At 30.6% G+C, this 22,565-nt stretch carries 28 protein-coding genes and 1 tRNA gene; 18 read left to right on the forward strand and 11 right to left on the reverse strand.

Translation table 11 applies throughout. From position 1 onward, the window contains the following. Positions 1–52 precede the first annotated feature (52 nt). Positions 53–1,849 carry a translation elongation factor 4 gene (gene lepA, locus BT151_RS03995; RefSeq protein ID WP_072400456.1) on the reverse strand — a complete coding sequence of 599 codons (1,797 nt, stop codon included), beginning with the start codon at positions 1,847–1,849 and terminating at the stop codon, positions 53–55. A 126-nt stretch (positions 1,850–1,975) separates the two neighbouring features. On the opposite strand from lepA, the gene dusB reads away from it, so the two are divergent. Then, a complete protein-coding gene (gene dusB / locus BT151_RS04000) occupies positions 1,976–2,971 on the forward strand; it encodes a tRNA dihydrouridine synthase DusB (protein WP_072400457.1) in 996 nt (331 codons plus the stop codon). A gap of 17 nt (positions 2,972–2,988) precedes the next feature. Here the strand turns inward: dusB and BT151_RS04005 are convergent, their stop codons facing one another. Continuing rightward, entirely contained in the window at positions 2,989–4,194 is a 1,206-nt protein-coding gene (locus BT151_RS04005; RefSeq protein WP_072400458.1) for an FtsX-like permease family protein, read from the reverse strand. A 69-nt stretch (positions 4,195–4,263) separates the two neighbouring features. Further along, positions 4,264–4,659, reverse strand: coding sequence for a 30S ribosome-binding factor RbfA (gene rbfA / locus BT151_RS04010; RefSeq protein WP_072400459.1), 396 nt, complete (start codon positions 4,657–4,659; stop codon positions 4,264–4,266). Between the two features lie 142 nt (positions 4,660–4,801). On the opposite strand from rbfA, the gene mce reads away from it, so the two are divergent. From mce to BT151_RS04045, 7 genes are all read left to right on the forward strand, one after another. After that, complete coding sequence (mce, locus tag BT151_RS04015) at positions 4,802–5,206, forward strand: methylmalonyl-CoA epimerase (RefSeq protein WP_072400460.1); 405 nt, start codon at positions 4,802–4,804, stop codon at positions 5,204–5,206. 49 nt (positions 5,207–5,255) lie between these two features. Further along, positions 5,256–5,329: transfer RNA gene (locus BT151_RS04020), tRNA-Ile, on the forward strand. A gap of 185 nt (positions 5,330–5,514) precedes the next feature. Next, positions 5,515–6,336, forward strand: a complete 822-nt coding sequence (locus BT151_RS04025; RefSeq protein ID WP_143144250.1) for a hypothetical protein — start codon at positions 5,515–5,517, stop codon at positions 6,334–6,336. A gap of 1 nt (position 6,337) precedes the next feature. Further along, entirely contained in the window at positions 6,338–6,673 is a 336-nt protein-coding gene (locus BT151_RS04030) for a hypothetical protein (protein WP_072400462.1), read from the forward strand. After that, entirely contained in the window at positions 6,670–6,900 is a 231-nt protein-coding gene (locus BT151_RS04035; protein WP_072400463.1) for a hypothetical protein, read from the forward strand. The genes BT151_RS04030 and BT151_RS04035 overlap by 4 nt, the downstream gene beginning before the upstream one ends. Before the next feature lie 253 nt (positions 6,901–7,153). After that, positions 7,154–7,576, forward strand: a complete 423-nt coding sequence (locus BT151_RS04040; protein ID WP_072400464.1) for a hypothetical protein — start codon at positions 7,154–7,156, stop codon at positions 7,574–7,576. 8 nt (positions 7,577–7,584) lie between these two features. Continuing rightward, positions 7,585–8,169 (forward strand): nuclease-related domain-containing protein, encoded by a 585-nt coding sequence (locus BT151_RS04045; RefSeq protein ID WP_072400465.1) that lies wholly within the window; start codon positions 7,585–7,587, stop codon positions 8,167–8,169. Here the strand turns inward: BT151_RS04045 and BT151_RS04050 are convergent. From BT151_RS04050 to BT151_RS18570, 6 genes are all read right to left on the reverse strand, one after another. Next, the gene (locus BT151_RS04050; protein WP_072400466.1) at positions 8,159–8,998 is read right to left on the reverse strand and encodes a rolling circle replication-associated protein; all 840 of its coding nucleotides are present in this window, start codon (positions 8,996–8,998) and stop codon (positions 8,159–8,161) included. The genes BT151_RS04045 and BT151_RS04050 overlap by 11 nt on opposite strands. A 309-nt stretch (positions 8,999–9,307) precedes the next feature. Beyond that, positions 9,308–9,622, reverse strand: coding sequence for a helix-turn-helix domain-containing protein (locus BT151_RS04060; RefSeq protein ID WP_072400468.1), 315 nt, complete (start codon positions 9,620–9,622; stop codon positions 9,308–9,310). An 80-nt stretch (positions 9,623–9,702) separates the two neighbouring features. Next, positions 9,703–10,413, reverse strand: coding sequence for a hypothetical protein (locus BT151_RS04065; RefSeq protein ID WP_072400469.1), 711 nt, complete (start codon positions 10,411–10,413; stop codon positions 9,703–9,705). Continuing rightward, positions 10,413–11,645, reverse strand: a complete 1,233-nt coding sequence (locus BT151_RS04070) for a site-specific integrase (RefSeq protein ID WP_072400470.1) — start codon at positions 11,643–11,645, stop codon at positions 10,413–10,415. The genes BT151_RS04065 and BT151_RS04070 overlap by 1 nt, the downstream gene beginning before the upstream one ends. Positions 11,646–11,662: 17 nt before the next feature. Next, on the reverse strand, positions 11,663–12,361 hold the full coding sequence (locus tag BT151_RS04075) for a uracil-DNA glycosylase family protein (RefSeq protein WP_072400471.1): 699 nt from the start codon (positions 12,359–12,361) through the stop codon (positions 11,663–11,665). Between the two features lie 314 nt (positions 12,362–12,675). Further along, positions 12,676–12,843 carry a hypothetical protein gene (locus tag BT151_RS18570; protein WP_171946606.1) on the reverse strand — a complete coding sequence of 56 codons (168 nt, stop codon included), beginning with the start codon at positions 12,841–12,843 and terminating at the stop codon, positions 12,676–12,678. A gap of 465 nt (positions 12,844–13,308) precedes the next feature. On the opposite strand from BT151_RS18570, the gene BT151_RS18980 reads away from it, so the two are divergent. Continuing rightward, entirely contained in the window at positions 13,309–13,449 is a 141-nt protein-coding gene (locus tag BT151_RS18980; protein WP_394333391.1) for a PID-CTERM protein-sorting domain-containing protein, read from the forward strand. On the opposite strand, the gene BT151_RS04085 is transcribed toward BT151_RS18980, so the two are convergent. Beyond that, the gene (locus BT151_RS04085) at positions 13,446–14,042 is read right to left on the reverse strand and encodes a riboflavin synthase (RefSeq protein ID WP_072400473.1); all 597 of its coding nucleotides are present in this window, start codon (positions 14,040–14,042) and stop codon (positions 13,446–13,448) included. The genes BT151_RS18980 and BT151_RS04085 overlap by 4 nt on opposite strands. Positions 14,043–14,107: 65 nt before the next feature. Here BT151_RS04085 and pdxA point away from each other — a divergent pair, with 65 nt between their 5' ends. The 9 genes from pdxA to BT151_RS04130 all read left to right on the forward strand — a co-directional run bounded on the left by pdxA (position 14,108) and on the right by BT151_RS04130 (position 21,588). Further along, positions 14,108–15,160: a 4-hydroxythreonine-4-phosphate dehydrogenase PdxA gene (pdxA, locus tag BT151_RS04090; protein ID WP_072400474.1), complete on the forward strand. Its 1,053-nt coding sequence runs from the start codon at positions 14,108–14,110 to the stop codon at positions 15,158–15,160. 125 nt (positions 15,161–15,285) lie between these two features. Next, positions 15,286–15,825, forward strand: coding sequence for a YceD family protein (locus BT151_RS04095; protein WP_072400475.1), 540 nt, complete (start codon positions 15,286–15,288; stop codon positions 15,823–15,825). Between the two features lie 9 nt (positions 15,826–15,834). Beyond that, on the forward strand, positions 15,835–16,035 hold the full coding sequence (gene rpmF / locus BT151_RS04100; RefSeq protein ID WP_072400476.1) for a 50S ribosomal protein L32: 201 nt from the start codon (positions 15,835–15,837) through the stop codon (positions 16,033–16,035). A 181-nt stretch (positions 16,036–16,216) separates the two neighbouring features. Continuing rightward, positions 16,217–17,218 carry a beta-ketoacyl-ACP synthase III gene (locus tag BT151_RS04105; RefSeq protein WP_072400477.1) on the forward strand — a complete coding sequence of 334 codons (1,002 nt, stop codon included), beginning with the start codon at positions 16,217–16,219 and terminating at the stop codon, positions 17,216–17,218. A 23-nt stretch (positions 17,219–17,241) separates the two neighbouring features. Next, positions 17,242–17,724, forward strand: a complete 483-nt coding sequence (accB, locus tag BT151_RS04110) for an acetyl-CoA carboxylase biotin carboxyl carrier protein (protein WP_072400478.1) — start codon at positions 17,242–17,244, stop codon at positions 17,722–17,724. 88 nt (positions 17,725–17,812) lie between these two features. Then, positions 17,813–19,165: an acetyl-CoA carboxylase biotin carboxylase subunit gene (accC, locus tag BT151_RS04115; RefSeq protein WP_072400479.1), complete on the forward strand. Its 1,353-nt coding sequence runs from the start codon at positions 17,813–17,815 to the stop codon at positions 19,163–19,165. A 167-nt stretch (positions 19,166–19,332) separates the two neighbouring features. Further along, positions 19,333–20,445 carry an NAD(P)/FAD-dependent oxidoreductase gene (locus tag BT151_RS04120; protein WP_072400480.1) on the forward strand — a complete coding sequence of 371 codons (1,113 nt, stop codon included), beginning with the start codon at positions 19,333–19,335 and terminating at the stop codon, positions 20,443–20,445. 4 nt (positions 20,446–20,449) lie between these two features. Continuing rightward, positions 20,450–21,130, forward strand: coding sequence for a monofunctional biosynthetic peptidoglycan transglycosylase (mtgA, locus tag BT151_RS04125; protein WP_072400481.1), 681 nt, complete (start codon positions 20,450–20,452; stop codon positions 21,128–21,130). Then, positions 21,127–21,588, forward strand: a complete 462-nt coding sequence (locus tag BT151_RS04130; RefSeq protein ID WP_072400482.1) for a GreA/GreB family elongation factor — start codon at positions 21,127–21,129, stop codon at positions 21,586–21,588. The genes mtgA and BT151_RS04130 overlap by 4 nt, the downstream gene beginning before the upstream one ends. Here the strand turns inward: BT151_RS04130 and BT151_RS04135 are convergent. Beyond that, positions 21,583–22,503 carry an ABC transporter ATP-binding protein gene (locus tag BT151_RS04135; RefSeq protein WP_072400483.1) on the reverse strand — a complete coding sequence of 307 codons (921 nt, stop codon included), beginning with the start codon at positions 22,501–22,503 and terminating at the stop codon, positions 21,583–21,585. The genes BT151_RS04130 and BT151_RS04135 overlap by 6 nt on opposite strands. Positions 22,504–22,565: the final 62 nt, after the last annotated feature.

The raw sequence follows: 22,565 nt of genomic DNA on the forward strand, positions 1-22,565 counted from the left end.
GAAGGTTTTTTGTGTCTAAAAATCTAATTGTGTAGTAAAATAAAAAATCAAATTAATCATTCAGTTTTAAAACAGCCATAAACGCTTGCTGTGGTATTTCAACATTACCAACTTGACGCATACGTTTTTTACCTTTTTTCTGTTTTTCAAGTAATTTACGTTTACGTGAAATATCACCTCCGTAACATTTTGCAGTAACATCTTTACGAAGTGCTTTTATAGTTTCTCTAGAAATAATTTTAGCACCTACAGCGGCTTGAATAGGAATATCAAATTGTTGACGCGGAATTAATTCTTTAAGTTTCTCACACATTTTTTTACCTATGTGTTGTGCATTATCTGCATGTATTAAAGCAGAAAGGGCATCAACAGGTTGTGCGTTTAATAAAATATCAAGACGAACTAATTTTGAGGTTTTCATGCCAATTGGCGAATAATCGAAAGAGGCATAACCTTTAGAAACGGTTTTTAATCTATCATAAAAATCGAATACAATTTCAGCTAAAGGCATTTCAAAAGTTAACTCAACACGCTCTGTAGTTAGATAGGTTTGATTTATTATTATACCACGTTTTTCAATACACAAAGACATCACGTTACCCACAAAATCTGCTTTAGTAATAATGGTTGCTTTAATATAAGGTTCTTCAACGCGGTTTACGGTTGATGGATCAGGTAAATCGGAAGGGTTATTAACAATAAAAGCTTCATCAGGAGTTTTATTTGTATAAGCATGATAAGATACATTGGGAACAGTTGTAATAACCGTCATATCAAACTCACGTTCCAATCGTTCCTGTATAATTTCCATGTGAAGCATGCCTAAGAAACCACAACGGAAGCCAAAACCTAATGCTGCAGAACTTTCTGGTTGAAATACAAGTGAAGCATCATTTAACTGAAGCTTTTCCATGGAGTTACGAAGCTCTTCATAATCTTCCGTATCAACAGGATAAATACCAGCAAAAACCATTGGTTTTACATCTTCAAAACCTTCAACAATATTGGTTGTTGGTTTAGCAAAATCGGTAATAGTATCTCCAACTTTTACTTCTTTAGCGGTTTTTATACCCGTAATTAGATAACCAACATCACCAGTTTTTACACTTTGTTTTGCAACTTGAGTCAGTTTTAAAGTCCCAACTTCATCTGCATAATATTCTTTATCGGTAGCAACAAATTTAATTTTTTGACCTTTTTTAATCTCACCATTAAAGACTCTAAAATATGTTTCAATACCTCTAAAAGTATTATAAACTGAATCGAAAATCAAAGCTTGTAAAGGCGCATTTGGGTCGCCTTTTGGAGCCGGAATACGCTCAATTACTGCTTCTAGAATTTTATCAACTCCAAACCCTGTTTTTCCACTAGCGTGTATCACTTCCTCTGGTTTGCAACCTAACAAATCTACAATATCATCAGTAACTTCTTCAGGATTCGCGCTTGGTAAATCTACTTTATTTAAAATAGGAATAATTTCTAAATCGTTTTCTAAAGCTAAGTATAAATTAGAAATAGTTTGTGCTTGAATGCTTTGCGCCGCATCTACAATTAGCAATGCGCCTTCACAAGCTGCAATAGAACGGGATACTTCGTAACTAAAATCTACGTGGCCAGGTGTGTCTATTAAATTTAGAATATACTTTTCACCGTTATATTCATAATCCATTTGAATAGCGTGTGATTTGATAGTAATACCACGTTCACGCTCCAAATCCATAGTATCTAAAAGCTGATCTTGTTTTTCTCTATCGGTTACCGAGCCTGTAAAATCTAACAAACGGTCTGCAAGAGTGCTTTTTCCGTGATCTATATGTGCAATAATGCAAAAATTTCTAATATTCTTCATAGTCAATAATCTATACCTAGATTTAATTTGCAAATATAGATAATTTCCAACCTTAAAATCCCTTACAAAAGAAAGGACTTAGTTCTTTCTTAAAAAAACAGTAATTTTGCCATAAATTAGATAATCTTGGTAAAAATAGACAACATAGAACTTCCTGACTTCCCATTGCTTTTAGCGCCAATGGAAGATGTTAGCGACCCACCATTTCGTGCTTTATGTAAAGAACAAGGCGCAGATGTTGTTTATACTGAGTTTGTGTCTAGTGAAGGCCTAATACGTAACGCTGCCAAAAGTGTTATGAAATTAGATATTTACGAAAAAGAGAGACCAGTTGGTATCCAAATTTTTGGAGCAAATTTAGAAAGTATGCTTCAAACCATTGATATTGTTTCAGAATCTAAACCAGACATGATAGATATTAATTTTGGTTGTCCCGTAAAAAAAGTAGTAAGCAAAGGTGCGGGAGCTGGCATTTTAAAAGATGTTTGTTTGATGGAGCAACTTACCGCAGAAATGGTAAAACGCACCAATATTCCTATTACAGTAAAAACCCGTTTGGGTTGGGATCATAATTCTATTAAAATAGTTGAAGTCGCAGAGCGTTTACAAGATGTGGGCTGCAAAGCCATTGCAATTCATGGGCGAACACGTGCACAAATGTATAAAGGTGATGCAGATTGGAAGCCTATTGCAGAAGTTAAAAACAACCCACGTATGCATATTCCTGTTTTTGGAAACGGTGATATTACATCTCCAGAACGCGCCATGGAAATGCGAGACAGTTATGGTTTAGACGGCGCTATGATTGGTAGAGCAAGTATTGGTAATCCTTGGTTTTTTAAACAGGTCAAACACTTTTTTAATACAGGCGAACATTTAGGACCTATTTCTTTAGAAGAACGTGTTGATGCTGCGCGCAGACATTTACAAATGGCAATAGATTGGAAAGGTGAAGTTTTAGGTGTTTTTGAAACTAGAAGACACTATACTAATTATTTTAAAGGCATACCACATTTTAAAGAATACAGAACAAAAATGGTAACAAGCGACCAGTCTAAAGATGTTTTTGCTGCTTTTGATGAGGTGTTAGAAAATTTTGCCGATTATCAATTTACAGAATAATTCTTTTTTTAAAACAATTAATGGTTTTGTACCATTGATTTTGTTATTCTAGACGAAGCTATTTTTGATGCTATAATTCCTAAAATTGAAATAGTGAAAAGCACAATAAAAAAGTTTTCCACTTTTATAGTTACGGGGTAAGCTAGCGATGGTGTTATCATTACTAAACTAAAAGCTTTTTGAAGCCATGTAATTAAAAATGCAATTATTAAACCTATAATACCTCCAATAATACTCATTAAACTTCCTTGCAAAAAGAAAATCTTACGAATATCTTTAACAGTTACACCAATATTAAATAGAGTATTAAGGCTTTTCTTTTTATCTAAAACCATCATAATTAAGGATCCAATAATATTAAAAAAAGCAATAATTAAAACGAGAGTAAATATTAAATAAACCGCTAAATTTTCGGTATTTAACATTTTATACAAAGCATCGTTAAGTTGAGTTCTATTTTTTAAAAAAACCTTATCACCTAAAATATTTTGAATGTTTGTTTTCGCCAAGCTTTCGTCAATACCTTTTTTAAGTTTAAATTCTAATGAAGTAACTTGGTTTGGAGAGTAACTTAATAGGTTTTTTGTTAAATCGATGGGCGCATAAATATATTCGTCGTTTAGACTTTCATTTATGTAAAACACACCCACATTAACTGCGTTAACTGTATTAAAAGCATTTTTTGTTGAGGTTATTTGTCCTTTTCCCGGTTTTGGAACGTAAATTTTTATAGGCTTTGTGAAGTCTAAAAGACCAAGAGATAAACTGTTGGAAATGCCCCAACCCACTACAATTTGATTAGATTTTTGGTCTAGCCAATTTCCATAATCAATTATAGAATCAGCACTTACAACATTTTGATAATTTTCGTCCACACCTTTTACGGTTGCTAAGGTGTTTTTATCTTCAGATGTTATAATAACGCGTTCTTCAATAATTTTAGAATAAAATGCAATGTCATTTAAAGAATCAAGCTTAGTAATGTCGTCTTCAGTTAGAATAAACGACTTTCCTATGGCAGTTTCAGCTTTTAAATCAGGATCAACAACACTTGAAAACTGTAAAGTGAAATCTTTTAAACCGGCAAAACCAGAAAGTACAATAAATAACGAAGCAGCACCTAAAACAACGCCAATTAAAGCAATGTTGGTTATAAAATTGATAGCATTATTACTGCTTTTAGACCGTAAATAACGTTTGGCTATATATAGTGAAACATTCATGCTTTAAATATAAAAAAGAAAACTAAGGTTTTAATTTAAAGCACACAACTTAGTCGTATTTAAAAAAGATTAAGATTTTTTCCTTTTATCTAAAATAGTAGGATCTTTAATTGGGTTTTCTTCTCCTTTTAAAGATTTATTTATTTTATCAATATATTCTAAAGAGTCATCAATAAAAAACTCAAGATTAGGCATACGTCTTAGTTGGTTTTTAGTACGTTGTGATAATTCATGTCTAATTAATGGCGTGTTTGATCTTATGCCGTCAAGAAGTTCCTTAGCCTTATCATTGGGAAAAATACTTAAATACACCTTTGCAACCGATAAATCTACAGTAACTTTAACTTTAGAAACGGATATTAAAATACCACGCAAACCGCCATTGGTAGCGGCTCCTTGAAGCACCTCAACCAAATCCTGTTGTAAAACTGAACCTATTTTTTTTTGTCTTTGACTTTCTTCCAAAATATAAAATTTAAAAACCTTTTGGGTTTAGGGTGCAAAAATAAGGCATATTTAAAGATTATCTTACTTTTGAATTGTAAATTTTGTATCTTATATTATAAATAGAACTCTAGTTTTACTGAAATAACAAACAAATTTATTAATGAACAAAATAGAACACATAGGTATTGCAGTAAAAAATCTTAATCATTCCAACAAATTGTTTTCTAAGCTATTTGGTAAATCGCATTATAAAACAGAAGAAGTGGTAAGCGAAGGGGTTAATACATCGTTTTTTAAAGTAGGTGAAAATAAAATTGAATTATTAGAGGCCACAAAAGAAGATAGCCCAATAGCAAAATTTATAGATAAAAAAGGAGAAGGCATACACCACATTGCTTTTGATGTAGATGACATAGAAGCTGAAATTAAACGTTTAAAAAAAGAAGGATTTATAGTTTTAAATGAGGTACCAAAACAAGGCGCAGACAATAAATTAGTAGCCTTTTTGCATCCAAAATCTTCAAATGGTGTTTTAATAGAATTGTGTCAAGAGATAAAGAAATAATTTTTCTTGGTAACATCCAAAATAAGTAGTAATATTGCACTCCAATTTCGGTCCTATAACTCAGTTGGTTAGAGTATCTGACTCATAATCAGAAAGTCCCTGGTTCGAGCCCAGGTGGGACCACTACTAGAAATTGTAAAGCCCTGTAAACGTTGAGTTTATCGGGTTTTTTTTGTTTTAGGGGACTAATGAGGGGATGAATAAAATAAGTTTTTACATTTAATACAGCATATTTCTTACAAAAATGTTTTATATTTCAAAAATAAAGATGAAATATATTGAATTCGCAAAATAATATTTTTAAAAGAATGCTAAAGGCTTATCCTGTCAAAGCGTTAAAAGATGATTTTAATTTATCGGGTTTAAAGCAAGATGACTTAATTAATGATGTGTTAAGTTCAGAAACAAACGATAGTATTTTATCTTTTGGTTTTAGAAATTTTGGATATCTTCATCAGAATCTATATGTTTTTGACTATTCAGGAACAGTACCAAGAGTGATTAATATTGCTGGTAGCACCATTATAGATGATATTACTACTCATAATATAAGAGAAATTAATTTAACTTTTGATATTGAGTATTCTCTGTTTAATCCTCAATCTGCTTCTCAAGAAGTATTAATATTTAGGTGTCCCGTAAAAGTGATAATCAATAATAAACATGTGATAATTAGAATTAATATTTTGGAAAGAAATGCTAATAGTTATTATTCACATAAAGTTTTCACGATAGGGAAAGATATTGAAGACAGGAATATTATTTCACGAATTCATACTGCGTTTGGGTTGGTAGTAAATTTATACCCGTTAGATATTACTAAGGGTATAAAGTTTTTATGGGAAGATAATTTTATTGACGCCGCATATGTCAAATTTAAAAAAAGCAGAAGCACTACAACTGAGTCCATGGATGAGGAACATACATTGAAAGATAATTATCCAGATGTTTACAACGAGATAACAACTACTCCACTTGATAAAAATGTGTTCAGAGTTAAAAGAGATGTTGACGATTATATTAATACCTTTGCAGTAGAGCCTAGAAAAGGAAAATTGGCGTTTAAAAGATTTCCTTTTAAAGTTGATTCGCTAGAGAAACTTTTAGATTTGATAATATCAAATAATTAAGATGATTTTAGACTTATTAAATAAACAAACAGCACTTTTTGATGAATTAGATCCACAAAGGATTTATGTCGAAAATGTTAGAAGTTTTTTTCGTATACCATTTAAAGCAGCAAAATTTTTTTGTGAAATGGCTGTGAAGGATAAAGTCTTTATAAAAAAATATGGAATTTATTGTCCAAATGAGGAGTGTGGAAGGCTTATTAAGTCATATAGCTCAAGAGACGAAGTTGAAAACCATGTCAATTGTGAAACTTGTGAAATGGCTGATAGAGAAAAGTTTAATTTTGATAAGGAAGATTTTGAAATTATAGAATTTTATCAACTTTTCAAAAAATGAAACCCGTAACTAAACATAAGGCAGAAGTATATTCTATTTTAGTTGATTTAATGTTGAAAACATTATTTGCCCTTATCGCGATAGGAGTTTTTGTGGCTGTTGCTGTCAAAATGCTTTATATAGCTAACCCTACTTGGGAGTCTGTTGGACCTTATGCGGCTTTTGATACATTACTAGGTGGGACTGTTTTTATTGTTTTTAGACATTATTTTCCTTCTGGAAAATAAGTTTAAATAAATTTCGAATAAGCTAAAATAGCTAAAACCGAAATTTTATTCGCCTATCTGATAATAGTAAAAGCCTTAATTTGTGACAGATTTTTTAATTTCTATTATGTAATATTGAATATGCTTAGATGTTTCATATGTAATTGGAGGTAATTCTTCTTCCTTATAGTAAGCTGTCTAATTTTTTATATCTAATAATTATTTTTTTAAAGTTATATACGGGGTATTATTGCAGGAAATTTAATCAAAAATAATGACTAATAAAATCCGTTTTTTGGAAGAATTCATAAATTGTTTTTTAGAAACAGGAACAAAAAGAAGAAATTTTCAGAATACTATAGGAAACATAACTTCTCAAATAAATAAAATATCTAGAAAGCAGTTTGATAAAAAATTGATTTTTAGTGAAGAAGAAGTTATTAAGGCATTTAGTATTAATGGCTATGAGATAATGAATAATTTTGGATGTGAATTTGATTGGGATAAATTCCGAAATGGAACTATTCTTCCTGAGACTAATTTCATAAATGTAAAAACACCAAAGTTAAAAAGACTAATTTCTGCAACTTATAAATCGGCTAAGTCTAATTGGAACCCAGAAACAATTGTTGAAGTCTATGAATTGAAAATAGCAGTTAAGGAATTTTGGAATTTAAATAAGACAATGTTGAATTAAAACATTTGATGGGAATAATTGTAATTTGTGTCTTAGCCTTTTTATTATACTTATGGGTTCAGGGTAATAAGCCAAGAATTAAAGGTCATGTTGGAGAGTATAAAGTTAAGAATATTTTACTTAAAGCATTTAAAAACCCAAATGCTACAGTTTTTAATGATATCACAATTCGATTAAATGGAGATTCAACGCAAATAGACCATGTAGTTATTTGCGAAAAGGGGATTTTCGTAATTGAAACTAAAAATTATTCTGGGTGGATTTTTGGAAACGAAAGAAGTAAAAAATGGACACAAGTAATATTTAAGAAAAAGACATCTTTTCAAAATCCATTACATCAAAATTATAAGCATATTAAATTCTTAGAAAGTATTTTAAACATTGATATTAGATTATGTATTTCTCTAGTTGTATTTACTAATAAATGCGAATTCAAAACAAACATGCCTTTTAATGTAATTCAGAGTAAAAATCTAAAAAACTTTATTTATTCAAATATAACAAACAAGCTTAAGCCAAATGAGGTAAGAAGTTTGACAAGTAAGTTAATTTTATCTATTGATAATAATAAGTTTAATACCTCTATTCATTAGCTAGAGCTCTATTTTTCTCATCTAATCTTTTATAAAGTGGTAAAGTATGTCTATTTAAATCAATCATTTTAACATTAATTACAGGACTATTTCGGTCTTTATCTACAATCTCTTTCGAAACTGCGTTAAGACGCTTAAATTGGTCTGTAAATTCAGTTGTTGTATAGAAATCTGTATAAAGTTCAGATACTTTCCTTGAGCAATTCCATACTTGACATTTAAACTTCTCATTATTCTTTGTGACATATTTAGTTACATAAGATGTTATTCTTTTAATATTGCTGGCGTTTAATTGTTTTACATCAAAAGCAGAAGAGGGTTTAAAATCTTTATCTCTTGGAACAATTCCATTTTTTTGTTGAAGTGCTAACCAATAATTCCACCACTTTTCAATTTTCCAATATTTATTTGTTATCATATGAAAATGTGGATTGCCCTTAAATTCATCATTTTTGGTTTGTCTCTCGACAACCCATATATATTGAAAATCTTCACTTCGTTTTTTGACATTATCAATAAATTTTCTTAAAACATTTACAGCTTCTTCATCAGAAACTTTGTTTAAAAAAGTAAGAGTAACAAAACTTAGCCTTTTTTGAGTTCTAGAAAAACAAGTTATTTTTTTTCTAATTTTTTGTTTCGAACGCCTAGACAAGGAACGTTCTTTTCGCTCCTTGTCTTTACTTTCCTTTTTTTTTGCTTTTGGTTTTTTAACAGATTCTTGTTTTTTTCGGTCTAATGCAGAGCCAGTAAACTCGCTTTTTGGTGTTATTCCATATTTCGCAGTTGAAAAAGCTACGCTCACACCGTATGTGTTCTTAACTATCATAATCTGAATCGTTGTATAAGTATTAAAACCATTAAAAGGTTATTTATTAAAGGTTTTTATATAAAGGTTTTTAGTTTTAAAGGTTAAAAAAAAGAAAAACTCACTCAATGAACGGAGGTACAAAAACCCCCTTTTTAAATTGTTTCATAAACGCGCTACTTCTTCTATTGTAAACATTCATATACAGCCAAGTAGGGTGCTTTTTGTTTAAGAACATTGAGAAGCCATTTAGCTTATGAACAAACTCCCATTTTTTTGGTTTAGTTTCATTTTCTAAGAAGACTATAACCGAGTAATCATTTTTCTTTTTTAACATGATTTGCCCCCTCTCTTTAAATCAAAGTTTGTCTTTGTAAGTGCGTTTAGAATATCATCTTCTTTGTAAAGAACACGTCCGCCAATTCTGTAAGAACTGATAATTCCCTCTTTAGTCCATTCGTGCAAAGTTGGAAGAGAAACGCAAAGAATATCAGCTGTATTCTCTCTAGAAAACAATTTTGGAGTTTGTTTTTTTGTAGGATTAAGTTGTTCTAAAACAGCTTGTGTAACTGCTTCGTGTAATACATTTTTTATCGCTTCTTCTAAATCAGCGATGTTAAAGTTGTTAATTTGAATTTGTCCCATTTTATCTTATTTAAGGATTAATAATGGTGCAAACAAAATGTATTACTTTGGGTGGGTAAGTCTTGGGGTAACCCCAGATATTATTTTAAAGAATTTATGTCTTGTTCAATTTTTTTAGAGACATCTTCAAACTGTTCATTTTCAAATAGTTTAAGTAGTTTTTCAAAATTTCTTTTTGTTCGCACATCATTGTCTTTTGAATTGTGATAAATTTTTGGAATGTATTTGCGAGTATTCGTTTCGTCAAGGTCAAGAATTTTAGACAACACAAAACCAGCTTTCGTGTCATCAATCCCCACTAAATTTAAACCTAAATATTGTAACGCTAATAATTTTTGTTTATGAGATAAATAGGATGGGTTTGATTTACCGTTTTGTTTAATTTCAGGTTCTTTCAACCATAAAACATATTTTCCAAACTCCAAGCCTTGAATATGGTATTTTTCATAACGCTCATTGAACCTATCATTTTGGAGTTGGGTTATGTCACTGCCTTTTTCAAATGGAATAAATTTTATCTCTTTCCCATTATAATAATAGTGCTCATAGGCTTTAATAAATGTATCCCAACCATATTTCACCTCAGAGAAAACTTTTTTTATTGTTTCAATTTTTGGTTTGTAACTGTTATTGATGTTATCAAATAGGTTGTTTGTAGTAACATTAAAGTTTTGGTGGTTAAAAAAAGTGTCAATTTGTTTTAATTCGTCCTGTATATATAGTTTTTTATTTGCTATGACATTTGACCTTGATAAAAAGTCACTTTGTAATTCTTCGAAAAATATAATCATTAGTTAAAAAATGGGTGTGTTAATAATTTGTCTGCGTTTTCTTTTTGTGTTACTCTTATATATTGAAGAAAAGAACGTTCTGTTTTATGTCCTGTTATTTTCATTATTGATATACTTGGGACTTCTGCTAAATATAGATTAGTTGCAAAACTTCGTCTAGCGGTGTGAGTTGAAACAAGTTTGTGTTTTGGTAAAATCTTTTTTTCAATCTTACCGCCTTTTGTAATTGTTGTTTCTATAAGCTCTTTTATTCCTGCCAAACTAACCACCTCTTTTAAATAGTCATTCATAGTTTGGTTTGTGTATGATTTTGGCAATCTGTTTTTATGTTTTTTTAAAATAGTTCTAACAGTTCTGTGAAGTGGAATAGATACTCTTTGCCCTGTTTTTTGAGTTCTTATTTGAATTACTGTATTATCTGAAACAATATTTTCGGGATTAATTTGAGTGAAATCTGAAAATCTTAAACCCGTATAACAGCCTATTAAAAATAAATCTCTAACCCTTTCCAGTCTTGGACTAGCTTTTAAATCTAATTCTTCGATTTTCTCTAATTCGTCAATGCTTAAATAAACAGTGTCGGCTTCTTCCCGTATTGTTTTGAACTTTTTGTTTCTAAACTCTAAATTTTTGTTGTGACCTCTTTCTGTTGCTTCGTTCATAAAAGACTTAATTGTTTTTATGTGTTTACCAACAGTATTTGAGGATAGATTATGTGTTGATTTTAAAAACCCCAAATAGTGATTGTAAAACTCAAGAGTAATATTTTCATAATTTATAGGCTTATATTTTTTTGCATACTCCTTTAGGTACTTGAATGTAGTTTTGTAAACCTTAATTGTTCCAATAGTTTTATTGAGTTTACTTTCTTCTATATAAGATTCAATAAATTCAAATAATGTTACTTGTTTTGGTTTTAATAAATTATCGGATAATTCGTTTTCTAAAACTTCTTTCAATAATGTGTTATTCGGTTGAATACCGTCATTAAGCAATGTCCTAAAAGCATTATTAATACCATTTTCAATTTTGTCTAGTCGTGAGTTAAATTCGGGATACTCTTTAAATTGTTTAGATGCTTTTACCCTTTGCGCGGTTTTATTCCAAAACTTTGGGTTTATTGTTTCCCCTGTTGAATACTTGAACCGTTTGTATTGGTAATTGTAAATAAGGTAGATTAAAGTTTCTACTTTTGCGTTTGGTTCTTTTAATATAAATTTTGCCTTTGACACTAGAAATAATTTTGAAGTTATTGGTTTAATTTATTTCTGAACTTTTTATATTCTTCGTTGATTTCATTTCCAATCCGTATCCATTTTTCGTTATGATTTAGTTCACCAATTTTTATAAACAGTTCACTTACAGTTGGGATTTTTCCAATATTTTGATTTGATGGATGAGGGATTATTGTAATTTCATAGTTGTACTTTTCTTTATTTTCATTTAGAAATTTAATTACCGAAGATTGTTTTGAAATAACTAGAATTTTTTTTGGTTCTAGTATTTCTATTTCTTTTAATAGATATTGATTGCAATTTTTAAATGCTTTTGAAAAGTTTGATTTATGAGAGTAACATTTAACCGCATCAGTTATATATGTTTCTTCACGATTGAGGTTCAATAATTTAAAAAAATAATTTTCATAATGTTTGATTATTGCCTTACTTGGTTTGCCAAACTGTTCCCAGCCAAAAACATATCCTAATTTATTTATATCTTCTCCACTAGCTGGCGATTCAGCTATAACTAGTGTTTTAATGTTGTCAGTTAATTTGAAGTATGGTAAATCTTGTCTTTTCGAATACGAAATACATTTATCTCCACAACTAGCGCATTTATTTGAATGACTTTTTTCAGAATTATCTATTAAATATTCTTGATTTAACTCTTGAAAATAGACGCCGTAAATATCTTTAAACAATTCTTTAATTTTAATGTCTTTGTTCATGTGATACAATCTTTTTTGTATTAACTTGTAAGCAAATATATACTAAAAAGTCTTTATAGGGGACGAATGAGGGGACGAATAATTTTGTTTTCGTTTAATTTTACCTTATTTCGCTTAACTATAAAATTCAGCAAAAACAAGGGTTAAGGTGTTTAAATTCAATAAAATAGAGTAAAATACAACAAGATTATATGTGGACCAGGTGGGACCACTACTAGAAATTGTAAAGCCTTTCATTTATGAAAGGCTTTTTTTATTTTATATAGTTTTAAAAAACAGGTGTTTAAGCCTTTTGTTTAAATATTATAGGGCTTTTAATTAAAAAAGAAGCTTGAAAGTATAACCGCAATAATTAGTATAATAAGAATTCCAATCACAAAAAAAGTGACAGTTTTAGTTGTCTTATCTTTTTGGAATATGTAGTTTTCTTTTTCATCTTCTGACTCCTTAACTAGCTCAAAGTTTTCTTTTTCTTGTTTCATAATATGAATTTTATAATTAACTAACGGTTAAATTAGTTTAAATTACATTGTTCAATTAATTCATTTCGATTAAATCTTTGCTCAATCACTTTAGAAGTAATATTTTTCAAACAAAACATAACTCGCTTGTTATGAGTTTGGTATGTTTTTAAAGATTATTTATGTCTATTATTAAGTATGTGCATTTTAGTTTTTGTTTTAGACTAAATTATATATATTTGTTTAGTAAATTGAAAACGGGATTATTTTTATGCGTGCATGCTTTTATTAATTAAAGAATAAAAATAATTACATAATTTCAGAAAATAAGCTATTGGTCGATGATTTTAAGCTTCTCCAAGTTATTTTACTGTTAGTAAACGCATAATTTTTTTGTTAACTCGCTTTTTATTATACATTTGAGACCCCATGACAATACAAAATAAAAGAATACTTGCCTCAATCTTATTTGTATTAATAAGCTTTATGTGTGTTGGTCAAACTCCACCACCGCCAGGACCACCACCGCCAGGTTTACTACCGATTGACGGAGGGGTTTTATGTGGAGCCGCTTTTGCTATATTTTATGGGGTTAAAAAATTATTATTCAGAAAATACAATAATTAAGAGGATTTATTCAATTCTATCAGTTTAGCTACATATTTCCCTAAAACATCAAATTCTAAATTTACTGTTGTACCAATTTTAAAAGTATTAAAATTTGTATGCTCATAAGTATAAGGTATAACAGCAACGCTAAATGCATCTTTTTTTGAATTCACAACGGTTAAGCTTGTTCCATTTACGGTTATAGAGCCTTTTTCAATGGTAATATTATTAAGTGTTGAATCATAGCTAAAACTAAATACCCAACTACCATTAACATCTTCAATATTAGTACAAGTCGCTATTTGATCTACATGACCTTGTACAATATGCCCGTCAAGTCTATCTCCAAGTTTCATAGCACGTTCAAGGTTAACTTTATCATTAACTTTTAAAGTATTAAGATTAGTTTTATCTAGAGTTTCTTTAATTGCGGTTACCGTATATACATCATCATTAATAGCTACAACAGTTAAGCAAACACCATTATGAGCAACGCTTTGGTCAATTTTTAATTCAGAGGTTAAATAACTTTTAATAGAAATATGTAGGTTGTCAAACTCTTCTTTTAAATTTGAAACTTCACCTATATCTTCAATAATTCCAGTAAACATATTATTATCTGTTTATTTAGTTAAATTTGCAACATCAAAATTACAAACAAAAGTTGTCATTTTTAATGGAGCAAGCAGAAAATATAATAGTTGGTATATCTATAGGAGATTTAAACGGCATTGGAGGAGAAATAGTTTTAAAAACATTTGAAGACCCAAGAATGTTAGAGTTTTGCACTCCTGTAATATTTGCTTCGGCAAAAACCATGACCTTTTTTAAAACACATTTTAAATCTGAAATTAAATTTCATTCTATAAATACTATCGACCAATTGGTAATTGGAAAGTTTAACGTGTTTAATTGTTGGAATGAACCAGTAAAAATTGAATTTGGTAAAGAAGATTTAAAAATAGGGCAATATGCTGTTAAGTCTTTACAAAAAGCAACAGAGGCTTTAAAGAATAATAATATAGATGTTTTGGTTACTGCCCCTATTAATAAACACAATATTCAATCTAAAGATTTTAACTTTCCTGGACACACAGATTATTTGGCAAAAGAACTAGAGGGGGAAAGCTTAATGTTTATGATAACAGATAATTTAAGAGTTGGTTTGTTAACAGATCATGTACCAGTTAAAGATGTTTCAAATCATATTACATCAGAACTAATCGAAAAAAAGATAAACACTGTTTATTCATCATTAAAAAAAGATTTTAAAATAGAAAGACCAAGAATAGCTGTATTAGGTATAAACCCACACACAGGAGATAATGGGGTAATAGGCACAGAGGATGATGATGTTTTAAGGCCAACACTTCAAAAAATAAAAGAATCAGGTAAATTAGTTTTTGGGCCTTATGCTGCAGATAGTTTTTTTGGCTCCAATAATTACAAAAATTTTGATGCTATTATTGCATCTTATCATGATCAAGGTTTAATACCGTTTAAAACATTATCATTTGGACAAGGCGTTAATTTTACAGCAGGTTTAAATAAGATAAGAACATCTCCAGATCACGGAACAGCTTACGAAATCGCAGGAAAAGGAATAGCAGATGAAAACTCATTTAAAGAAGCTGTTTTTAGCGCTATTCAAATATTTAAAAACAGATTTAATTATGATGAGCTTACGGCAAACCCATTAAAAAAGGCACCAAAAAGCGAACGCCGCTAAGGGCTTGATTGCTAATTATTGCACCTAATTAGAAAGGAATGAAATTTATAAACAAAAAAATGTTTATAAGTAATGTTGCGTAAATAAAAATTTATATATTTGCAGGCTCAAAATAGAAGTGAGAAATGAAGCCATTAAAAGATTTTACAATTCCTTTTGTTGGATTAAAGATAGGGAAGCATCATTTTGAGTACAAAGTTGAACAAGAGTTCTTTAAACATTTTGAGTATGAAGATTTTAAAGATGTAAACATTATAGTAAATGTTGATTTAGAAAAAAAGTCAACATTACTAGAGTTACACTTTAAAATTTCTGGATGGGTTAATGTGAATTGCGACCTAACTAACGAGCCTTATAATCAAAACATTAAAGATGAATTTGATTTGGTTGTTAATTTTGGAGATGAGTATAATGATGAGCATATAGATATTCTTATTATTCCTCATGGAACCTATGAAATTAATATACAGCAGTATATATATGAATTAATTATACTTGCGGTTCCAGCAAAACGAATTCACCCAGGTGTTAAAGATGGCACTTTAGATTCAGATATACTTAAAAAATTAGAAGAGTTAAGCCCAAAGCTTAAAGAAAATAAAGAAAACAAGGAGGATATTGATCCTCGGTGGAATACATTAAAGAAATTATTAACGGATAAATAAAAACATAAAATGGCACATCCTAAAAGAAAAATCTCGAAAACAAGAAGAGATAAAAGAAGAACACATTACAAAGCAACTGCGCCACAGATTGCTACTTGCCCAACAACAGGTGAAGCACATTTATATCATAGAGCACACTGGCATGAAGGAAAACTTTATTATAGAGGTCAAGTATTAATTGACAACTCAGAAGTAGAAAACGTTGCATAAGTAGGTTTGCAAGCATATATCAAAACGCTCATTTATGAGCGTTTTTTTTATGGAATGCTTTTTCTAAATCACAAAAACACATAATTTGCATGATATTACGTCAAAATTCAGTAATTTTCGTGAAATTTTGATCGTTTTTGTCCAATTTTAATGATTTTTTGGTCGAATTAACTATAACGTTATGAGTAAAACCTCAGCAGCAATTACAGCTGTAGGCGCATATGTGCCAGAATATGTATTAACCAATCAAATTCTTGAAACAATGGTTGATACAAATGATGAATGGATTACCAGTAGAACAGGAATTAAAGAACGCCGAATTCTTAAAGAAGAAGGCAAAGGCACGTCTTATTTAGCAATTAAAGCCGCACAAGATCTTATAAGTAAAAAAGGAATTGATCCTAAAGATATCGAGCTTGTCATAGTTGCAACAGCAACACCAGATATGAAAGCCGCTTCAACAGCATCTTTTACTGCATCAGAAATAGGAGCAGTAAATGCCTTTTCATTCGATTTAGATGCCGCATGTTCAAGTTTTTTATATGGAATGTCTGTTGCTTCAAGCTATATTGAGTCTGGAAGATATAAAAACGTATTGCTTATAGGAGCCGATAAAATGTCTTCACTTATCAATTATAAAGATAGAGCTACTTGTATTATTTTTGGAGATGGTGCTGGTGCTGTTTTATTTGAGCCTAATGAAGAAAATTTAGGATTTCAAAATGAATATTTAAGAAGTGACGGAACAGGTAGGGAATTTTTACAAGCAAAACATGGTGGATCATCATTTCCTTCAACACCAGAAACCATGGAGGCTGGAGGTCACTATGCTTTTCAAGAAGGTAGAACAGTATTTAAAAATGCGGTATTTAATATGGCAGATGCTGCTGTAAAAATATTAGAGCGTAACAATCTAACTAATGATGATGTCGATTGGCTTGCTGCACATCAAGCAAATAAACGTATTATTGATGCTACGGCACAACGCATAAATTTAGAAGAAGAAAAAGTAATGATTAATATTCATAAATATGGTAATACCACATCAGCTACCTTACCATTGCTTCTAAATGATTATGAATCACAACTAAAAAAAGGAGATAATATAATATTCGCAGCTTTTGGAGGCGGATTTAATTGGGGGGCTATTTATTTAAAATGGGCTTATAATTCAGAAAACTAACCAAAAACTAATTTAGCAAAATTATGGATATAAAAGAAATTCAAAACTTAATCAAGTTTGTTGCAAAGTCAGGAGCAAGTGAGGTTAAATTGGAGATGGATGATATTAAAATCACGATTAAAACTGGGTCAGAGTCAGACACAACAATTGTGCATCAAATTCCTGCTACCCAAGTACCTCAAATGGCTGCCGTTCCAACTGTAGCTGAGCCAGCTACTTCAGCTACAACTACAGAAGCAGCAGCAACTACAGAAGAAAACTCAAAATATATTACTATAAAATCACCAATAATTGGTACATTCTATAGAAAACCTTCTCCAGATAAACCTTTGTTTGTTGAGGTAGGACAAACTATTGCCGAAGGCGATGTGCTTTGTATTATAGAAGCAATGAAACTTTTCAATGAAATAGAATCAGAAGTTTCAGGAAAAGTAGTTAAAATATTAGTTGACGATTCTTCACCTGTAGAGTTTGATCAACCATTATTCTTAGTAGATCCATCTTAATTTAGATTATTAGGGTTATAGATTATTAGGGATGTTAATTTTCTAATAATTCAATAATTCAATTTTCTAATTATCTAATTCAAAAAAGATGTTCAAAAAAATATTGATTGCCAATAGAGGGGAAATAGCACTTCGTGTTATTAGAACCTGTAAAGAAATGGGTATTAAAACAGTTGCAGTATATTCAACTGTTGATGCCGAAAGTTTACATGTTAAGTTTGCTGATGAAGCGGTTTGTATAGGACCTGCACCAAGTAGCGAATCTTATTTAAAAATGTCTAATATTATAGCTGCAGCAGAAATTACTAATGCAGATGCTATTCATCCAGGTTATGGTTTTTTATCAGAAAACGCTAAGTTTTCAAAAATCTGTGAAGAGCATGGTATAAAATTCATTGGCGCTTCACCAGAGATGATTGATAGAATGGGAGATAAAGCCAATGCTAAAGCGACTATGAAAGCTGCAGGAGTACCTTGTGTTCCCGGAAGCGAAGGTGTTATAGAGACCTTTGAGGAATGCCAAAAAGTAGCAAAAGCTACAGGTTATCCTGTAATGCTTAAAGCATCTGCTGGTGGAGGCGGAAAAGGTATGCGAGGTGTTTTTAAACCAGAAAACCTTAAAGACGCTTGGGATTCTGCAAGACAAGAAAGTAAAGCGGCTTTTGGTAATGACGATATGTACATGGAAAAACTTATTGAAGAACCAAGACATATTGAAATTCAAATTGTAGGAGATTCTCGAGGAAAAGCATGTCATTTATCAGAAAGAGATTGCTCAATTCAACGTCGACACCAAAAACTTACTGAAGAAGTACCATCACCATTTATGACGGATAAACTTCGTGATAAAATGGGTAAAGCAGCGGTGAAAGCAGCAGAATATATTAAATATGAAGGTGCTGGAACTATAGAATTTCTAGTTGATAAAAATAGAAATTTCTACTTTATGGAAATGAATACGCGTATTCAAGTAGAGCACCCTATTACAGAACAAGTTATTGATTTCGATTTAATTCGCGAACAAATACTTGTAGCCGCAGGAGTGCCAATTTCTGGTAAAAATTACATACCTAAGCTTCATTCTATTGAGTGTCGTATTAATGCCGAAGATCCATTTAATGGATTTAGACCATCACCAGGTGTGATCACTACATTGCATGCTCCTGGAGGCCATGGAGTGCGTTTAGACACACATGTTTATGCAGGTTATGCTATACCTCCAAACTATGATTCTATGATTGCAAAGTTAATTACAACGGCGCAAACGAGAGAAGAGGCAATTAATAAAATGAAGCGTGCCTTAGATGAATTCGTCATAGAAGGTATTAAAACCACGATTCCATTTCACAGACAGCTTATGGATCATCCAGATTATTTAGCAGGTAATTACACTACTAAATTTATGGAAGATTTCGTTATACAAAAACAAGTTGAAGAATAAATAATTAAGACTCCGAAAGCAATTTCGGAGTTTTTTTATGGTGTTACTTTTGCAAAACAGCAAAAGTCAGGCTATCTGTTCTATCTTTTTTTCGTGCCTCAAAAAAGGATGCCACGTCTATCCTTAACACGAGTTGTTTCTTCAATGATAAATGGTAAATTAGCAACATGAATTTGTCATACTGGGAAATAAAATCATGGTTAACCAACATAGATTATACTATTGTTGGCAGTGGTATTGTTGGGTTAAACTGTGCGCTATATTTAAAAGAGCGTTTTCCAAAATCAAATATTCTAATTTTAGAAAAAGGCATGTTGCCACAAGGAGCCAGCACAAAAAATGCTGGTTTTGCTTGCTTTGGAAGCCTTAGTGAAATTATAGATGATTTAAATAGTCATACAGAAACAGAAGTTTTGCAGCTTATAAAAAAGCGCGTTAAAGGTTTAAAATTATTACGCAAAACCTTAGGAGATAAAACCATTAATTATCGAAATAATGGCGGTTATGAGTTATTTTTAAATAACGAGCACTTATTGGATAAGTGTATTTCAAAAAAAGAAGACATAAATAAGTTATTGAAACCAATATTTAAAAAGGACGTTTTTAGTATTAAACCAAACAGTTTTAATTTTAAAAACATTGAGTCAGAATACATTTTCAATCAATTTGAAGGGCAAATTGATACAGGAAAAATGATGGAAGCATTGCTTAAAAAAGCTCAAAAAAAAGGCATTAAGATTTTAAATAATTGTGTTGTTGAAGTTTTTACCGAAAAAAGCGATTCAGTTAAAATTAAAACAAATGAATTTGAGTTCTACACATCAAAATTACTCATTGCAACAAATGGTTTTGCTTCACAGCTATTAAATGAAGAAGTAAAACCTGCTAGAGCACAAGTAATGATTACAAAACCAATTAAAAACCTTCATATTAAAGGCACGTTTCATTTAGATAGAGGTTATTATTATTTTAGAAATATAGATAATAGAATTCTTTTTGGTGGAGGAAGAAACCTAGATTTTAAGGGAGAAGAGACCGCAGAATTTAATCAAACAGACATCATTCAAAATAAATTAGAAGAACTATTAAAAACAACTATTTTGCCAGAAATTTTATTTGAAATTGAACATCGTTGGAGTGGTATTATGGGCGTTGGAAATCAAAAAAAAGCCATTGTAAAACAGCTTTCTAATAATGTATATTGTGGCGTGAGACTAGGCGGAATGGGAATTGCAATTGGCTCATTAATTGGTCAAGAATTAGCACAATTAATAGAATAGTTTAATGAAACGATTGTATAGATTTCTTTTAAAATTAATTTTTTGGTTTTTTGCTCTATCCATTGGTTTGGTTGTTTTGTATAAATATGTTCCCGTTGCAATAACACCTTTAATGGTGATACGTTATTTTGAAAGTGAAAATAAAGCGGCTTGGAAACACGATTGGATTCCTATGGAAAACATATCAAAAAACCTTCAACTAGCTGTTATTTGTAGTGAAGACCAAAAATTTTTAAACCACAATGGGTTTGATGTTGAAGCTATAGAGAAAGCTTATAAAAATAACAGTAAAGGAAAACGTATTAGAGGCGGAAGTACAATAACTCAGCAAACGGCAAAAAACGTATTTCTTTGGCCGCAAAGAAGTTGGTTGCGTAAAGGTTTAGAAACCTATTTCACTTTTTTAATTGAAAAAATTTGGACTAAAGATCGAGTTTTAGAGGTGTATTTAAACAGTATTGAAATGGGAAATGGTGTTTATGGTGCTGAAGCCGCTTCTCAATATTGGTTTAAAAAAGCAGCACAAAAATTGTCAAAACAGGAAGCCGCAGCAATAGCTTCTATATTACCAAACCCTAGAAAATATAAAGCGAATCCAGCTTCAAATTACATTCAAAGCAGAAAGAATTGGATTGTTAATCAAATGAATTACATTGGAAAGCTTGAATTTAAAACAGAAAAATGAATGATTCTCTAGTAATAAAACAATTACTTTATAACCAGTGTTTCGGTTTTATTGAAACACGATTAAAGACAATTCAAAGCACTATTTCAGAAATTCAAGAATCTCTTACTTCTGAAACCAAAAGTAGCGCTGGAGACAAACACGAAACAGGTCGCGCTATGTTGCAATTAGAACGTGAGAAAGCGGGCAATCAATTAGCCGAAGTTCAAAAAGTAAAAGAAATTCTATCTAAAATAGATGTTGAAAAACACAATAAAAACATAAGTTTAGGAAGTGTGGTTTATACCACTAAATCTAATTATTTTATTGCTATTAGTGCTGGGGAGCTCTATATTGATGGTGATAAGTTTTATGCTATTTCTGCAAACACACCTATTGGACAATTTTTAATTGGGAAAAACATTGGTGATGAGATTGTGTTTAGAGAACAGAAATTTAAAATTGAAAAGATTTTATAGAGTGCTTTTTTTTATTAAAAGATAAACTATTTGATAGTTTTTTAATTGAGTATCATGCTCAAAAAACACTTTTTGCTCATCCAAATTTGCTTCAATTAAGTAATAATGGCCTTTAAAATAGCTTTGAATGACTGTAGCTTTTACACTAGATTTTTCAACCACTTTTAGTTGATGAGCGTAAATAATTTCACCACTAATTAAATTAAATTCACCAAAAAATGAAGCAATCAATCCTGTTTTAGGTTTTTTGTATAAGGTCTCAGGTGAATCATTTACAACTATTTTATTGTTGTTTAAAACAATCATTCTATCGGCAAAACCAAGAACATCTTCCTTGTCGTGAGTTGCCACTATACAAGTGATGTTTTTATCTTTTAAATACCTATAAACGTTTCGTCTTAAGGATTGTTTTTGGAAATTATCAATGTGGCTAAAAGGCTCGTCTAACAATACTATTTCGGGCTGTTTAGCTAATGCACGCGCTAATGCAACACGCTGTTTTTGACCACCACTTAAGGTTTTTACTTTAGTTTTTGCAAACTCGGTAAGCTCTACAACTTCTAATAATTCTACTGTGCGTTCTTTTTTTTCATCTGGAAAGAAATTTGAAAGGTGTTTACCAATATTTTCTTCAACAGTAATAAACGGCATCAAATCAAACTCTTGAGAAACATATTTCATAAAGTCGTAACCAACTACTAAGTTGTATTTTGGACCTAGAATCTCCGTTTCTTTCCAAAAAACATGACCTTTATTTAAATCAAATTCACCATAAAGTAAATTAAGTAAAGTGCTTTTTCCGGAACCACTTTCGCCAATAACGGCAAGGTTTTCTCCTTGTTCAACTTTAAAAGAAATGTCTTTTAAAACAGGTGTTTTATTATAGGAAAAAGTTAAGTTTTCTACTTTAAGCATGGTAATTATTGAGGTACAAAAATAGCATAAAAAAATCGCTCAATAACTCGAGCGATTTTTTA

The sequence above is a fragment of the Flaviramulus basaltis genome (assembly GCF_900114265.1).
Lineage (GTDB): Bacteria > Bacteroidota > Bacteroidia > Flavobacteriales > Flavobacteriaceae > Flaviramulus > Flaviramulus basaltis.

Excerpts from the sequence above, each read along its gene's own strand:
- BT151_RS04040 (WP_072400464.1), top strand. The coding sequence starts at position 7,154 with ATGACTAATAAAATCCGTTTTTTGGAAGAATTCATAAATTGTTTTTTA.
- rpmF (WP_072400476.1), top strand. The coding sequence starts at position 15,835 with ATGGCACATCCTAAAAGAAAAATCTCGAAAACAAGAAGAGATAAAAGA.
- BT151_RS04005 (WP_072400458.1), bottom strand. The coding sequence starts at position 4,194 with ATGAATGTTTCACTATATATAGCCAAACGTTATTTACGGTCTAAAAGC.
- BT151_RS04065 (WP_072400469.1), bottom strand. The coding sequence starts at position 10,413 with ATGATTATATTTTTCGAAGAATTACAAAGTGACTTTTTATCAAGGTCA.
- BT151_RS04085 (WP_072400473.1), bottom strand. The coding sequence starts at position 14,042 with ATGTTTACTGGAATTATTGAAGATATAGGTGAAGTTTCAAATTTAAAA.
- BT151_RS18980 (WP_394333391.1), top strand. The coding sequence starts at position 13,309 with ATGTGTGTTGGTCAAACTCCACCACCGCCAGGACCACCACCGCCAGGT.
- BT151_RS04060 (WP_072400468.1), bottom strand. The coding sequence starts at position 9,622 with ATGGGACAAATTCAAATTAACAACTTTAACATCGCTGATTTAGAAGAA.
- accC (WP_072400479.1), top strand. The coding sequence starts at position 17,813 with ATGTTCAAAAAAATATTGATTGCCAATAGAGGGGAAATAGCACTTCGT.
- BT151_RS04130 (WP_072400482.1), top strand. The coding sequence starts at position 21,127 with ATGAATGATTCTCTAGTAATAAAACAATTACTTTATAACCAGTGTTTC.
- lepA (WP_072400456.1), bottom strand. The coding sequence starts at position 1,849 with ATGAAGAATATTAGAAATTTTTGCATTATTGCACATATAGATCACGGA.
- BT151_RS04135 (WP_072400483.1), bottom strand. The coding sequence starts at position 22,503 with ATGCTTAAAGTAGAAAACTTAACTTTTTCCTATAATAAAACACCTGTT.
- mtgA (WP_072400481.1), top strand. The coding sequence starts at position 20,450 with ATGAAACGATTGTATAGATTTCTTTTAAAATTAATTTTTTGGTTTTTT.
- BT151_RS04035 (WP_072400463.1), top strand. The coding sequence starts at position 6,670 with ATGAAACCCGTAACTAAACATAAGGCAGAAGTATATTCTATTTTAGTT.
- mce (WP_072400460.1), top strand. The coding sequence starts at position 4,802 with ATGAACAAAATAGAACACATAGGTATTGCAGTAAAAAATCTTAATCAT.
- BT151_RS04050 (WP_072400466.1), bottom strand. The coding sequence starts at position 8,998 with ATGATAGTTAAGAACACATACGGTGTGAGCGTAGCTTTTTCAACTGCG.
- BT151_RS04095 (WP_072400475.1), top strand. The coding sequence starts at position 15,286 with ATGAAGCCATTAAAAGATTTTACAATTCCTTTTGTTGGATTAAAGATA.
- BT151_RS18570 (WP_171946606.1), bottom strand. The coding sequence starts at position 12,843 with ATGAAACAAGAAAAAGAAAACTTTGAGCTAGTTAAGGAGTCAGAAGAT.
- BT151_RS04030 (WP_072400462.1), top strand. The coding sequence starts at position 6,338 with ATGATTTTAGACTTATTAAATAAACAAACAGCACTTTTTGATGAATTA.
- BT151_RS04045 (WP_072400465.1), top strand. The coding sequence starts at position 7,585 with ATGGGAATAATTGTAATTTGTGTCTTAGCCTTTTTATTATACTTATGG.
- BT151_RS04075 (WP_072400471.1), bottom strand. The coding sequence starts at position 12,361 with ATGAACAAAGACATTAAAATTAAAGAATTGTTTAAAGATATTTACGGC.
- BT151_RS04105 (WP_072400477.1), top strand. The coding sequence starts at position 16,217 with ATGAGTAAAACCTCAGCAGCAATTACAGCTGTAGGCGCATATGTGCCA.
- accB (WP_072400478.1), top strand. The coding sequence starts at position 17,242 with ATGGATATAAAAGAAATTCAAAACTTAATCAAGTTTGTTGCAAAGTCA.
- BT151_RS04025 (WP_143144250.1), top strand. The coding sequence starts at position 5,515 with ATGCTAAAGGCTTATCCTGTCAAAGCGTTAAAAGATGATTTTAATTTA.
- pdxA (WP_072400474.1), top strand. The coding sequence starts at position 14,108 with ATGGAGCAAGCAGAAAATATAATAGTTGGTATATCTATAGGAGATTTA.
- BT151_RS04120 (WP_072400480.1), top strand. The coding sequence starts at position 19,333 with ATGAATTTGTCATACTGGGAAATAAAATCATGGTTAACCAACATAGAT.